This window comes from Posidoniimonas polymericola, assembly GCF_007859935.1.
In the GTDB taxonomy this organism is placed as follows: domain Bacteria; phylum Planctomycetota; class Planctomycetia; order Pirellulales; family Lacipirellulaceae; genus Posidoniimonas; species Posidoniimonas polymericola.
In genome coordinates this window covers 421,640-434,048 of the sequence record NZ_SJPO01000006.1, presented here as the reverse complement: position 1 = coordinate 434,048, position 12,409 = coordinate 421,640, and the positions used below count along the sequence as shown (strand labels likewise).

The following is a 12,409-nucleotide window of genomic DNA, read 5'->3' as shown; positions in this document are numbered from 1 at the left end:
GGGCCGTTGACGAAAAGCGAGAAGTCCAGCGGCAGGGGCGCCGCCGAGCCGTGTTGGTATAAACCAACGCGCATGCCGAGGCAAGGCTGCTACGCGAACCGAAAAAGCTTGTCCTAAATCGGGCCACGATTCGCAGTGAAGATGCCGGTCAGGCAGGCGGGGGCAGCCCGCCAGGAGGACGAGCAGGCCCGCCCGCTACTCGCCGACGTACTCGACCCGGACGCTCTGCGGCAGCACCTCGACGATCCGCCAGTGCCCATTAATCGTGTCGTGCAGGCCCGCGATCTGGCCGTCGATCAGCACGGTGGGCTGCGCGGCGTCGTGGATGATCGCCTGGACGGCGACCTGCCTGACGGCGCGGGCCTCGCGTTCGACGGTCGAGACGCCGGGCGCCTGGCCGCCGGCCACGGAGAGGGCCCCGATCCCCTGTTCCGCCAAAGAGAGCCGGCGGGCCGACACGAACGGGTTGGCCGCGATGACCTTCTCGAGCTCTAGCTCCGGCAGCTCGGCCAGCGGGCGGACGTAGCGGGACGCGTCGGGCGTGGGAGCGGCGTCCGTGGCGGGTTGGCCGATGGCCGGTCCGGCTGCGACGCCGGCGGCGGTGGGAGATGGTTTGTCCTGTCCGCCATTCGGCGACGAAGGGAACATCAGCACCGCCACCAGCACCGCCGCCAGCAGCGAGGCGACCGCGAGTTGGATGCGTTGCTTCTTCGCCTGCTCGGCGGGCGCGAGGGTGCGGCTAGACATGGTCGCCCCCCTTTTCTTCGGTCTTGGTGGCGCCGTGCAGCAGTTCGATCTGCAGGACGAAACCGAAACGCTCGCGGTCCTGGCCCTCGGGGCGGATGGTCATCGACGCGAGCCGCGTCATCTGCGAGCGCCCGCGGATCGCGAACAGCACCCTGCAGATGCCCTCGTAGCCGCCGGTCCCCGAGATCTGCAGCGCGCGCCCGGCGAAGGCTCCGTGCGTGACCTGGCCGTCGGGGCGGTAGTTGGTGAGTGAGAGCGAGCACCGGGTCGCCTGCTCGCCCATCCAGCCGAGGAAGGCGACCTCGTCGGGCTGGGCGTTGCTCCGCTCACGCAGCCGTTTCAGCTCTTCGGCGTAGCTCTCGTTGGTGCTGGCCTCGTCGCGGAGCCGCTCGATGAGCGTGGTCTCGGAGTCGAGGTACGCGTACTCGGCGGTCAGGTTCGCCGCGTGGGCGTCGAGCTGCTCGGCGGCGGGGCAGAAGCAGACCAGGTACCAGGCGCCGGCTCCAGCGGCGATCGCCAGAATCCCGAGCCACGACCAGATCCGCCGCACCCTGCGGCGGACCTGAGACAGCGCGTTCTTGTCGTGCGGCGTGCTCATGAGGTGGCTCCTTCTACGGCGGGTCGCGCCGCCGACGGGGTCCACTGGCAGCGGATCTGGAACGTCCGCTCGGCCGCGTAGCCGCTGCTGCTCTGAGAAGACTCGAGGGCGACTTCTGTGAACAGGCCGCTCTTTTTCAGGTCGCGGATGAATTGAGAAACCGCCACATCGGAAACCGCTGCGCCCTTGAGGATCAGGTCGCGCGAGGGCGCAGGGGTCTCGCCGGGGTCGCGCGCGGCGACACGCCCCGCGTCTTCAAACCGGAACAGGTCCAGCTCGATCTCGTTCCGCTGGCAGGTCAACGCCACGACGTGGAGCGTCGCGAGCGGCACGTCGGCCTGCTCGAGCAGGACCCGCTGACTGACCGAGGCCGCCAGCACCGCCGACGACGACTTGAGCGACTCAATTTGCTCGGTGATGCGGTACAGCGGGCGGACGCGGTCGTGCAGCTCCGCGACGGCCACCTTGGCGTCCTCGACGCGCCACTGCAGGAAGAGCTGTGCGCCGACCAGCAGCGCGAACGCCCCCGCCCAGACCGGGGCCCATTTGCGGAGCTGGCGGCGGTGCTCGTGCCGGACGACGATCGCGTCGGGCAGCAGGTTGATCGATGGGGTGCTCACGGGGCCTCCTCCGCGGTCGCAATCGCGGCGGCCGCCGCGAACACCGGCGAGTAGGGCTCCGCGGCTTCCCAGCTGGCGGACGCCGGCGGCGGGCAGGCCCGCACCGGCAGGCTGAGCCGGCTGGAGGTCCAATCGCCAACGCCGCGGACCGCGGCCCCGCCGCCGCACAGCAGGATCGACCCCGGCTCGGCGCCGAGCCCGGCCGCATCAAGGTACGTCAGCGTCCGCGATAGCTCAAAATGCAGGCCCCGCAGCCATTGGTCGAACGCTTCGTGAACGAGTTCCGACACGCCCGCGGATTGCACCCCTCCGCCTTGTCCGGTTGCGATCGTCTCGGCGGACCCGCGGCTGAGGCCGGCGAGCTGCTGCAGGTGGTCCAAAGCCGCGCTCGCGTCGAGCGCGACGCGGGGCCGCGCGAACAAGACCCGCCCGCCATCGACCAGCGCGATGGTCGCGCGGCTGTGGCCGAGGTCGACCACCAGGTGGGCCCCCTCGCCGGCCCCAGCGGCGACCAGGCCGAGGGTGGCCGGCGACGCGACAAGCCGCCGGCACGTCATGCGGTGCTCGTCGAACTCGCGGGCCACGCCGCAGGCGAGGTCGGTCGACGACCACAAGAGGTGCAGCACGCGACGGCCGCCGGACGCGTCGGTGATCCAGTGGTCGGCCGTGACGCGGGCGGCCTCGCCGCCGAGCAGCTCGGTGAGCTTGTCCGAGGCGACCGCCCCGATCGGGCCGGCGTCGGCGTCCAATGGAGACGCCTCGTAATCGATGAGCGACTGCGGCAGCGAGCAGGTAACCCCGCGGACCGGGTGCGACGAGCACCGCCGCAGCCAGTCGCCGATGAACCGGGCCTGCCGGATTGGGTCGCCGGCGGTCGGCGTGTCGTAGACCAGGCGGGCGGCCGCCAGGACGCGGCGGGGCGCGGCGACGCTGGCCAGCACGACCTTGGCCGAGTGGGACCCCATGTCGACGCCCGCGACGCAAGCAACCAGGCTCGCGTCGACGGGGGCGGTCGGTGTTGGTAGTTGGAGCACGCTCATGATCCTGGCCGCCGGTGCGGGCCTACCTACCCCCCGCGGACGAGAGGTCGAGCATCGGCAGCATGACCGCCAGGACGATGCCGCCAACGACAATGCCGAGCAGCACGATGATGATTGGTTCGGCCAGCTTGACGAGCTCCTTGAGCTGCTGCTCGCCCTCGCCTTCGAAGAACTCGCCGACCGTTTGCAGGACCGGCGCGAGCTGGCCGTTGGACTCGGCGGTCGCGACCATCTCGAGCGCGCCGTCGGGCACGCAGCGGGAATTGATCATCGCCGACGACATGTTCTTGCCGACCAGCACCGCCTGCTGCATGTCGTGGTTGAGCTCGCGCATCAGCGTGCTGCGTGAGGCCTGCTGGGTGAGCTCCAGCACCTCGAGCAGCGGCACGCCGCTGTCGAGCAGCACGCCCTGCAGCCGGAACGCGCGGCCGATCGAGAGTGACCGGCACACACTCGACAGCAGCGGCAGGCTGTAGCAGAGGTTGTCGAAGAACCGCCGCCCCGAGGTCGAACGGCCCACCTGCCAGAACGCGACGCACGTCCCGGCGGCGGCCAACGCGACCAGCCACCAGTAGGCCCTGAGCAGCGAGGATCCGTTCAGCAGCAGCTTGGTGACAACCGGCGTGGGGGCCCGCGACGACTCGTAGATGCCGGCGAACTGCGGCAGCACAAAGAACACCATGCCGGTCAGCACGCCGAACGTCACGACCGTCAGCACGATTGGGTAGCTGAGCACCGAGCGGAGGGCCGCCTTGGTGCGGAGCTCGTCACGCATCAGCCCGCCGAGCCGGCCAAGCACCTCGGGGAGCGTGCCGGACGCCTCGCCGGCTGTGACCGAGGCGATCACCACCCCGTCGAACCGGCCCGCTTGGGCGGCCAACGCCTGGGACAGGCACTTGCCCTCCTGCAGCAGCTCGTGCAGCTCTTCCATGGCGGCCCGCAGCGCGGGACGCTTGGCCCGGGCCGAGATGCTCCGCAGCGCGTCCGCGACGTCGACGCCCGAGCGGGTCATGATGGCCAGCTGCGTGATGAACATCACCTGCTCGCGCTTGGTGATCGCCCCGCCCACCGCCCGCGGCGGCGCGGCGGCAGCCGCTTCCGGCGGCTTGGGGCCCGCATCGGCGCCCGGTGGCGGCGCAGCCCCGGCCCGCGCAGGGGGGCCGAACGCAGCGGCGCGGGCGTCCCCGGCAGAGGCGTTGGCGGCGAGATCGGTTGGAGCGGCGACGCTCATGGGCACGTTGATTTCAGGGGTTAATCGCCGGCGATCACTCGCACGACTTCGTCTAACGACACAACGCCGTCTTCGGCGGCCTGCAGGCCCTGCTGCAGCAGCGGCTGGTAGCCGGAGGCGCGGGCGTGGTCGCGGAGCTCGTCGAGCGAGGCCCCGTTGGTGATCAGCTCGCGCAGCGTGCGGTCGACCGACAGCAGCTCGTAGACGCCGACGCGTCCCTGGCAGCCGGTGTCGAAGCAGCGGTCGCAGCCGGAGCCGCGGACGAACTGCCTCGAACGGTCGCCGCCGTAGTTGATGGCGTCCAGCATGGTGGGCGGCGGGTAGTACGAGCCGCGGCAGGCGGGGCAGACCCGGCGGAGCAGCCGCTGGGCCACGACGCCCAGCAGCGAGGCCGAGATCTTGAACGGCGCGACGCCCATGTCGACCAGCCGGGTGACGGCGCTGGCGGCGTCGTTGGTGTGCAGGGTGCTGAGCACCAGGTGGCCGGTGAGCGCCGCCTGGACCGCGGTCTCGGCGGTCTCGAGGTCGCGGATCTCGCCGATCATGATGACGTCTGGGTCCTGGCGGAGGATGGACCGCAGGGCCTTGGCGAACGTCAGGCTGGCTCCGGAGTTGACGTGGACCTGGTTGATCAGGTCCAGGCGGTACTCCACCGGGTCTTCGACCGTGACGATGTTCCGCTCGACCGACTTGATAAGCTCGATCGCGGAGTACAGGGTGGTGGTCTTGCCGCTGCCGGTGGGGCCGGTCGCCAGGATCAGCCCGTGCGGCCGGTCGAGCATGGTCTTGAGCGTGCCGAGCTGCTGCTGCGGGATGCCCAGCTCGTCGAGGCGGAAGGTCACGCTGCCGCGGTCGAGAATACGCAGCACCACCTTCTCGCCGAGCACCGTGGGGAGCGTCGAGGCGCGGACGTCGATCTCGCGGCGGTCGACGACGATGTGGATGCGGCCGTCCTGCGGGAGCCGGTGCTCCGCGATGTTCATCTTCGCCATCACCTTCAGGCGCGAGACCAGCGCCGGGTGGAACTCGCGGCGGGGCTTGAGCACCTCGCGCAGGGTGCCGTCGATGCGGAACCGCACGGTGGTGGTGCGGGGGCCGGCCTCGATGTGGATGTCGCTCGCCCGCTGACGCACCGCCTGCAGCAGGATGTAGTTCACCAGGTTGATAACCGGGCTCTCGTCGACCGCGTTGGCCATCCCCTCGAGGTCGAGCTCGATCGCCTCCTCGTTCAGCGAGACCGCCCCCTCCTCCAGGTCCGCGGTGACGGTCTCGACCTGGAAGCCCTCGCCGTAGACGCGGTTGAGGAACTCGGTGATCGCGGACTCGAGCGCCAGCACCGGCCGCACGCGGAGGCCGGTCTGCTGCTCGACCCGGTCGATCGCGGCGAGGTCGCGCGGGTTGGTCATCGCGAGCGTCAGCTCGCCCTGCACCCGGAACAGGCCGATGCACTTGAGCTGCTCTGCCAGCGGGCGCGGGATCATCCGGGCGGCGACCGGGTCGATGCCCCCTTCGCGGAGCAGGATCCAGGGCGCGTTGCACTGCTGCGCGAGGAAGGGCAGCAGGTCGGTCTCCTCGAGGAAGCCGAGCTTGACGAGGGTCTCGCCGAGCATCTGGCCGTGGCGTTGCTCTTTGAGCGCAGCCTCGAGCTCGGCCTGGGTGATCTTGCCGCTCGAGAGCAGCTGCTCGCCCAGCCTCATCCGCCGCTTGGGCGGCGCCGAGTCGGTCGTCTTGAGGGTGGGGGCGGGGGTCACTTGGTGAATTCTCCCGCCGCGGTCAGGACGTCGTCCGCCACCTGGAGCCGGGCGTCGAGCCCGGTGACGCCGAACACGTCGCGGACCAGCCGGCTGGGGGCGGAGACCCAGAGCTCGCCGCCACGGCGCCGGCAGTCGGCGTGCGTCTTGCAGAGCAGCTCCAGGCCGGCGCTGTCGACAAACTTGACGCGGCGCATGTCGATCACCAGCTGCGGGATCCCCGCGGCGAGCGCCTCGTTCAGCGGCGTGAGCGCCTGGTCGACGTTCTCGATGCTGAACCGATCGTCCAGCGTCACGACGTCGACGCAGCCCTGTCGGTGGAGCGTGGGCATCAGGCCTCCTCCACCGGGATCGTCATTCGGAAGATCGAGCCTACATTGAGCTCGCTGTCGACCGTCAGCTCGCCGCCGTGCAGGCGGGCGATCTCTTGCGTCAGCGACAGCCCCAGCCCGCTGCCCGGGATCTCCTGGATGCGGTCGTCGTCGCTGCGGAAGAAGCGGTCGAAGACGTGCTCGAGCTCCTCGGGCGCGATGCCGATGCCGGTGTCGGCGACCGAGAACTCGAGCATCCCCTCGGACAGGTCGACGCGGAACGTGACGCGGCCGCCCTCCGGGGTGTACTTGACGGCGTTGCCGAGCAGGTTCACGACCGCGGCCGCCAGCTTGCTCTTGTCGGCCACGATCTTCGGGTACTTGGGCGGGGTCTCGCAGCGGAAGTCGATGCTGGCCGACTCGATGCTGGCGGCCACCTTCTGCGTGACCTCCTCGACCATCCGGGAGAGGTCCATCTCGCGGCGGTCGATCGCCAGGGCGCCCGCCTGCATGCGGCTGACGTCGAGCAGGTCGTCGACGAGCTGCGACAGCCGGACCGCCTCGGACTGGATGATGTTGTAGAAGCGTTTCTGAGACTCGGGGTCGATGTCGTCGACCGTGGCGAGCGACTCGGCGTACGCGCGGATGTTGGCGAGCGGCGTCCGCAGCTCGTGCGTCGCGGTGGTCAGGAACCGGTCCCGCATGCTCTCCGCGAGCCGCTGCTGCGTGACGTCGCGCAGGGTCCAGACGTGCCCCGACAGGGTCTCTTTGGCGTCGGCGCCGGGGGTGCGTGTGATCCGCAGGGTGCGTGGGTTTTCGCCAACCGCGGCGGCGAATTCGACATTCACCCGCATCGCGGTCGGGCTGGCCGCGATCTCCTGGCTGGCTTCTTCGGTCAGCGGCGTCAGCGAGGGGACCGTCGCGCCCGCCGCCTCGGCGGCGTCGGCGATCCCGCAGATCGCGGCGAACGCCTGGTTGCAGTAGACCACCCTGCCGGACTCGTCGGTCACCGCCACGCCGTCGGTCAGGCAGTCGAGCACCTCGATGCGCGACTCGCCGCCAGCGGATGCCAGCCCCTGCTGGACGCGTTCGGCCAGTTCGCTCAGCGCGGTCCACTCACGGGCCTGTCGGGCGATGGCGTTCCAGCCGGCCGCGATCGGCGACGCGATGCCCAGCGGCGGCAGCCGGCAGGGCTCGGCGGCGTTGGGGTCGATGCCGGCCAGCAGCCGCTCGACGACCGCGGTGGGGCGGAGCAGGCGGCTCAGCCCCCAGTGACTCGCGAGCACCATTGGCGTCAGGCAGATGGCCCCGAACGTCAACGCCGTGAGCAGCGACGCCTTGCCGGCGAGCACCGTCAGCGCGACCCCGGCGGCCACGGCGAGCGTGAGGCTCGCGAGGTGCAGCCCGATCGCCTTGGAGACGCCGGGCGTGGTGCTGTTGGGTAGGCTGATCATTGCGGGACGCAGCGGGCGTGGTTGGCGGGGAAAACGGCCTCCCAACTCTAGCTCACCACGCGCGGCGGCCGGTGTAGGGCGCGTGGTCTCGGGCGCCGCCGCACCGGGTTGGTCGCGTGGGGGCCGGATCTGCCGGTGCTGACGGCTGGGCCGCCGGTCAGACTACGGGCTCAGGCGATGGGCTCAGGCTACTGGGGCGCGCGACGCGAGCCCCTGCTGCGCCGACTCGGTGATCTCGGCCAGGCTGAACGGCTTGTAGAAGATGGCGTGCAGGTTGAGCTCGCGGGCCATCCGTTCGCAGTTGAGTTCGTACGACTTGGCCGAGCAGAGGATGCAGACCGCGTGGCGCGAGGTCTCGCTCGCCCGCACGCCGGTCAGCAGCTGCTCGCCGTTGACGTGCGGCATCTGGTAGTCGCTGCAAACGACATCCCAGCTTTCGGCGGCGGCCGCCGCGAGGGCGTCGCGGCCGTTGCGGAAGACTTTGGTCTGGAAGCCCTTGCGTGTGAAAGCCAGCTTGAGGACGTCCGCCAGGGCGGGGTCGTCCTCGGCGATCAACGCCCGGGGCGGCGTCTGGGGGGTGAGCGTCATAGGGGTCGTTGCTGCAAGCGTCGGGCCGCCGCTCGAGGAGCGGGCGGCGGTGCGGCCGGGCTACCAGGTAGCGCCAACCGCGTTGTTGACAATAAAGTCGCCTGTGGTGTTATCGTAGGCCCAGCTCTCGCTGCCGCTCGCAGAGAGCGCGGCGCCGGAGGTCTGGATGCGGACCGTCGAGCCGACGTTGCCCACGGAGGCCTGGGGGAACGGGCCGTTGAGCATCGTGGCGAGGTCGGCCACCAAGTCGGCCTCGGTGCCCGCCTCGCCCGGCAGGGCGTTGTTCTGCGCCCGGTACAGCTGGATCGCGTCTCGCACGATGGTCAGCGAGTGCCGCGTGGCGTTGGTGCGGGCGTCGCCGGCGGTGTCGAACATCCGCGGCGCGGCCACGGCCGCCAGGATGCCGAGGATCAGCACGACGATAACCAGTTCAACGAGCGTGAACGCCGAGTTCCGGCGGTGCAGATGGTTCATGGCAATTACTTCCAGCGAGGGTGGATATCGCTCGTTGGTGCGGTCTTGTGCACCCCGGCGACTTTCTCTTCCAGGCTTTGATTCCGGAGCCCGTTTCGGACCCTTTCAAGCGAGCAAAACCTGCATACGTCGCAGGCTCTAGACGAATTTAGGTCACAAATGGTGGGCAGACCGGCAGATCGCATGTTCCGCAGCGAACCACGGCCCCGGCAGGGCCCAGTGAGCTATTAGTCAGGTAGACAAAGCCGGTGTGGGCCGGAGGGTCTGACCGGTCGTGACCGGACAACCGTTCGAACCCGCACGCAACGCACAAGTGGCGCGAGACCCAGCGATGCACGACCCTACCGACACAAGTAGCCGCGAGCTCGCGAACCAGCTGTCGACCCAGTTCGGCTCGCCGTTCGACGCCTGGCAGGCAGCCCCCGAGGGGTGGGCCTGCGGGGACGATCCGCGCGGCACGGCGTCCGCCGAGCTGGCGGCGTGGTTCGACAGCCTCGCGGCGAGCGGAGCGAAAGAGCCGTCGACGACGCGGCTGGCCGACGGTTTGTGGGTCGCCTGCCCGGTGGGCGGGGGGCGGGTAGTCGCCGGGGTTGTCGCGTTGACGCCCGAGCAGATGGCCGGCCGGCTGGCGGCAGCGGCGGTGGAGCACGGCGAATCAAAACAACAGGTTGTCGAGCTCCGCGAGCTCTCCGACGACTACGCGAACAAGCTGGCCGACAGCTTCGAAGAGCTCGCGTTCTTCCGCCGGCTGGCGAGCCATGTCGAGTTCTGCGACGCCACCCGGCGGCTGGAGGAGGTCGCCGAGGGCGTGCTGCCGTCGATGCGCCGCGTGGCGGGGCTCGAGGGGATCGCCCTGGTGCTGGCCGACGAGCACGCACCGGGTCAGGTCGGCGCGATCACCCTGCACAACGGCGACACCGCCGCCGATGACGACGCCTGGGCCGAGGCGGTCCGCGCGGTCTTCGCGCGGCAGTCGGGCGTGGCGGTGATCAACCTCAACGCACAGCACGCGACCCACGACATCGACTTCGAGCTGCCAGGCGTCCGCAACTTTGTCCTGACGCCGATCAGCAAGGACGGGCACCGCTACGGCTGGCTGCTGGGGGTCAACAAGATCGCCGCCGCCGTGGCGGGCCATTCGAGCGACGCCCTGGGCCACGACGAGATCGGCTCGACCGAGGCCTCGCTGCTCGAGGCCGCCACCGTGCTGCTGGCGACCCACGCCGCCAACGTGCGGCTGGTGAGCGAGAAGGAAGACCTGGTGGTCGACGCCATCCACACGCTGGTCGGCGTGATCGAGGCCAAGGACGCCTACACCTGTGGCCACAGCGACCGCGTCGCGCTGTTCGCGCAGCGGATCGCGCAGGAGCTGGGCCTGCCCGCGGCCAAGTGCCACGAGATCTACCTGACCGGCCTGCTGCACGACGTTGGCAAGGTCGGCGTCAGCGACGACGTGCTGCTCAAGCCGGGGCAGCTGACCGACGAGGAGTTGGACCAGATCAAGCGCCACCCGGAGTGCGGCTGGCGGCTGCTGCAGCGGCTCAAGCCGTTCCGCAACTTCCTGGACGGCGTGCTGTACCACCACGAGTCGCTCGACGGCAGCGGCTACCCAGAGGGCCTTGCCGGCGACGACATCCCGCTGCCGGCCCGCGTGATCGCCGTGGCCGACGCCTGGGACGCCATGACCAGCGACCGCCCGTACCGCGCCGGGATGCCGTGGGAGAAGGCCGAGGGGATCCTCCGCAACGGCGCCGGCCGGCAGTGGGACCCGAAGGTGGTGCAGGCGTTCTTCTCGGCCGCCGACGACGTGCACAACATCACCCGCACCTGGCAGGACCACCTGCGGCAGCTCCTCAACCCGGACGCAGACGAGCCCCAGACTCGGCCCGCGCCGATCGACGCCAGCGAGCTGCTGACGCACGCGGTCGCGGTCGACCTCGGGCTGTAGGGGCCGACGCCCGCGGGGGGACAAGCACCATGAGCACACGCAGAATCTTCGACCGACCTGCCCGGCGCCGACGCGGGTTCACGCTCATCGAGCTGACGATCACGGTGCTCATCCTCGGAATCCTCGCCGCGGTCGCCGGGCCGCGGATGATCGGCGCCATGAACCGCGCGCAGGCCCGCTCGGCCGCCCGCTGGGTCGTGGCCGACCTCGAGCGGGCCCGGCAGCACGCGATGAGCCAGGCGGTCAGCCAGCCGGTGGTGTTCGACGCGGCGAGCAATTCCTACGAGCTGACCGGCATGACCCTGCCGGACCGCGTCGGCCAGGCGTACACGGTCGACCTGGCGGGCTCACCCTACCCCGCTGCGATCGAGAGCGTGGCGTTCGGCGTCAGCGGCACGGACACGGGCGTCACGTTCAACCCGTTCGGGCGTCCCGACCAAGGGGGCTCGATATCTGTCAGCGTGAACAGCGTGCAGCAGACCGTCGTGGTCGACGGCGTCACCGGGAGGGCCCGCCTGTGGCCGTGAATCAACGCGCAGCGTACACGCTGGTCGAACTCGTGCTGAGCATGGCCGCCGCCAGCGTGCTGATGGGCGGCCTGGCGGCGTCGCTGTTCCTAACGCTCGAGGCCTGCGAGGGCCAGCCGGCGGCGGCCGCCGCCACGCAAGCCGCCGGCGTCCAGGCCGAGATGCTCCGCGACCTGGGCCGGGCCACCGGCTTCACCACACGCACCGCCAGCACCGTCACCTTCACCGTCCCCGACGAGGACGACGACGGCGTTGAAGAGACCCTGACCTACGCGTACGACTCGGCCGCGGGGACGCTGAGCCTTACCAGGCAAGGCTTCACAGCGTCCCTGCTGACGGGCGTCACCGACTCGACGTTCGGCTACTTGAGCCGCGACAGGACCGGCGCCGCGCCGACGCCCACGCCGTACGACACCGGCGACTGGGGCATGCGGTGGTACGTGGGCTTTGAAGGGTTCGCCGAGGTGAGCGGTAAGAATGTATCAAGCATCGCGGTTCCCGTTCCCGTGGGAGTTGAATCAGGCGAATTGCTTATTTCCGTCGTGGTGACTAACAGCGATGAGGTCGCTACGCCTCCCGCAGGTGGTGGATGGATAGAGATCGATCAGGAGGTGCACTCTTCTTCCGAGATCACTCTCGCGGTGTGGTGGAAGATCGCCGAGGCGTTCGAGCCCCTTGACTACACTTTCTCGACAAGTGCGAGCCATCAGTTTTATGGCTGGATCATGCGGTTCAGTCGCTACGACCGAGACAACCCGTTCAACGCAGTCAGCAGTGTACAGGACGGTTCTGCGTCATCGACGCCTGCTAGTCCTGCGGTTGTATCGACCGTCGAACGGACCATGATTCTGCGAATCGGCGCCTTCGACGACGACGACATCACCACGGGCGATCCAGGATTGAGCGGGCATCGGATTGTGACGATGGGAGCTAGCGGCTCCGGGAGCAAGTCGTGCTCGGGGGGAGCCGGATTCGTCTATCAGGACGAAGCCGCCGACAGCGGGTCCGCAGATTTTAATCTCAATGCCAGTGAAGAATCGTTAACGATCACAATCGCTATCGCGCCCGAATGACGCTTGCGAGAATGACCCCTATGCACACGAATCACCCATACGCAGAA

13 protein-coding genes are annotated in these 12,409 nt (G+C 69.6%); 3 read left to right on the top strand and 10 right to left on the bottom strand.

Annotated features, from left to right (window positions below; translation table 11 throughout):
- Nucleotides 1–195 precede the first annotated feature (195 nt).
- The 10 genes from Pla123a_RS14500 to Pla123a_RS14460 form a co-directional block, all read right to left on the bottom strand.
- On the bottom strand, nucleotides 196–747 hold the full coding sequence (locus tag Pla123a_RS14500; protein ID WP_146588132.1) for a hypothetical protein: 552 nt from the start codon (nucleotides 745–747) through the stop codon (nucleotides 196–198).
- The gene (locus Pla123a_RS14495; RefSeq protein ID WP_146588130.1) at nucleotides 740–1,345 is read right to left on the bottom strand and encodes a hypothetical protein; all 606 of its coding nucleotides are present in this window, start codon (nucleotides 1,343–1,345) and stop codon (nucleotides 740–742) included. The genes Pla123a_RS14500 and Pla123a_RS14495 overlap by 8 nt, the downstream gene beginning before the upstream one ends.
- Nucleotides 1,342–1,965, bottom strand: a complete 624-nt coding sequence (locus tag Pla123a_RS14490; RefSeq protein WP_197527973.1) for a PilN domain-containing protein — start codon at nucleotides 1,963–1,965, stop codon at nucleotides 1,342–1,344. The genes Pla123a_RS14495 and Pla123a_RS14490 overlap by 4 nt, the downstream gene beginning before the upstream one ends.
- Nucleotides 1,962–2,999 (bottom strand): hypothetical protein, encoded by a 1,038-nt coding sequence (locus tag Pla123a_RS24665; RefSeq protein ID WP_197527972.1) that lies wholly within the window; start codon nucleotides 2,997–2,999, stop codon nucleotides 1,962–1,964. Before Pla123a_RS24665 ends, Pla123a_RS14490 begins: the two co-directional genes overlap by 4 nt.
- A 28-nt stretch (nucleotides 3,000–3,027) precedes the next feature.
- Nucleotides 3,028–4,236: a type II secretion system F family protein gene (locus Pla123a_RS14485; protein ID WP_146588126.1), complete on the bottom strand. Its 1,209-nt coding sequence runs from the start codon at nucleotides 4,234–4,236 to the stop codon at nucleotides 3,028–3,030.
- A 20-nt stretch (nucleotides 4,237–4,256) separates the two neighbouring features.
- Nucleotides 4,257–5,987: a GspE/PulE family protein gene (locus Pla123a_RS14480; protein WP_146588125.1), complete on the bottom strand. Its 1,731-nt coding sequence runs from the start codon at nucleotides 5,985–5,987 to the stop codon at nucleotides 4,257–4,259.
- A complete protein-coding gene (locus tag Pla123a_RS14475; protein ID WP_146588124.1) occupies nucleotides 5,984–6,319 on the bottom strand; it encodes an STAS domain-containing protein in 336 nt (111 codons plus the stop codon). Before Pla123a_RS14475 ends, Pla123a_RS14480 begins: the two co-directional genes overlap by 4 nt.
- Nucleotides 6,319–7,752, bottom strand: a complete 1,434-nt coding sequence (locus tag Pla123a_RS14470) for an ATP-binding protein (RefSeq protein ID WP_146588123.1) — start codon at nucleotides 7,750–7,752, stop codon at nucleotides 6,319–6,321. Before Pla123a_RS14470 ends, Pla123a_RS14475 begins: the two co-directional genes overlap by 1 nt.
- 183 nt (nucleotides 7,753–7,935) lie before the next feature.
- Nucleotides 7,936–8,340: a response regulator gene (locus Pla123a_RS14465; protein WP_146588122.1), complete on the bottom strand. Its 405-nt coding sequence runs from the start codon at nucleotides 8,338–8,340 to the stop codon at nucleotides 7,936–7,938.
- Nucleotides 8,341–8,400: 60 nt separating this feature from the next.
- The gene (locus tag Pla123a_RS14460; RefSeq protein ID WP_146588121.1) at nucleotides 8,401–8,814 is read right to left on the bottom strand and encodes a type II secretion system protein; all 414 of its coding nucleotides are present in this window, start codon (nucleotides 8,812–8,814) and stop codon (nucleotides 8,401–8,403) included.
- A 331-nt stretch (nucleotides 8,815–9,145) separates the two neighbouring features.
- On the opposite strand from Pla123a_RS14460, the gene Pla123a_RS14455 reads away from it, so the two are divergent.
- From Pla123a_RS14455 to Pla123a_RS14445, 3 genes are read left to right on the top strand one after another with little or no spacing between them, the layout of a single operon-like run.
- Nucleotides 9,146–10,762, top strand: a complete 1,617-nt coding sequence (locus tag Pla123a_RS14455; RefSeq protein ID WP_146588120.1) for an HD-GYP domain-containing protein — start codon at nucleotides 9,146–9,148, stop codon at nucleotides 10,760–10,762.
- 29 nt (nucleotides 10,763–10,791) lie between these two features.
- On the top strand, nucleotides 10,792–11,289 hold the full coding sequence (locus tag Pla123a_RS14450; protein WP_146588119.1) for a GspH/FimT family pseudopilin: 498 nt from the start codon (nucleotides 10,792–10,794) through the stop codon (nucleotides 11,287–11,289).
- Nucleotides 11,280–12,362 carry a hypothetical protein gene (locus Pla123a_RS14445; protein WP_146588118.1) on the top strand — a complete coding sequence of 361 codons (1,083 nt, stop codon included), beginning with the start codon at nucleotides 11,280–11,282 and terminating at the stop codon, nucleotides 12,360–12,362. Before Pla123a_RS14450 ends, Pla123a_RS14445 begins: the two co-directional genes overlap by 10 nt.
- Nucleotides 12,363–12,409 lie beyond the last annotated feature (47 nt).

Excerpts from the sequence above, each read along its gene's own strand:
- Pla123a_RS14495 (WP_146588130.1), bottom strand. The coding sequence starts at position 1,345 with ATGAGCACGCCGCACGACAAGAACGCGCTGTCTCAGGTCCGCCGCAGG.
- Pla123a_RS14485 (WP_146588126.1), bottom strand. The coding sequence starts at position 4,236 with ATGAGCGTCGCCGCTCCAACCGATCTCGCCGCCAACGCCTCTGCCGGG.
- Pla123a_RS14460 (WP_146588121.1), bottom strand. The coding sequence starts at position 8,814 with ATGAACCATCTGCACCGCCGGAACTCGGCGTTCACGCTCGTTGAACTG.
- Pla123a_RS14455 (WP_146588120.1), top strand. The coding sequence starts at position 9,146 with ATGCACGACCCTACCGACACAAGTAGCCGCGAGCTCGCGAACCAGCTG.
- Pla123a_RS14500 (WP_146588132.1), bottom strand. The coding sequence starts at position 747 with ATGTCTAGCCGCACCCTCGCGCCCGCCGAGCAGGCGAAGAAGCAACGC.
- Pla123a_RS14450 (WP_146588119.1), top strand. The coding sequence starts at position 10,792 with ATGAGCACACGCAGAATCTTCGACCGACCTGCCCGGCGCCGACGCGGG.
- Pla123a_RS14475 (WP_146588124.1), bottom strand. The coding sequence starts at position 6,319 with ATGCCCACGCTCCACCGACAGGGCTGCGTCGACGTCGTGACGCTGGAC.
- Pla123a_RS14470 (WP_146588123.1), bottom strand. The coding sequence starts at position 7,752 with ATGATCAGCCTACCCAACAGCACCACGCCCGGCGTCTCCAAGGCGATC.
- Pla123a_RS14465 (WP_146588122.1), bottom strand. The coding sequence starts at position 8,340 with ATGACGCTCACCCCCCAGACGCCGCCCCGGGCGTTGATCGCCGAGGAC.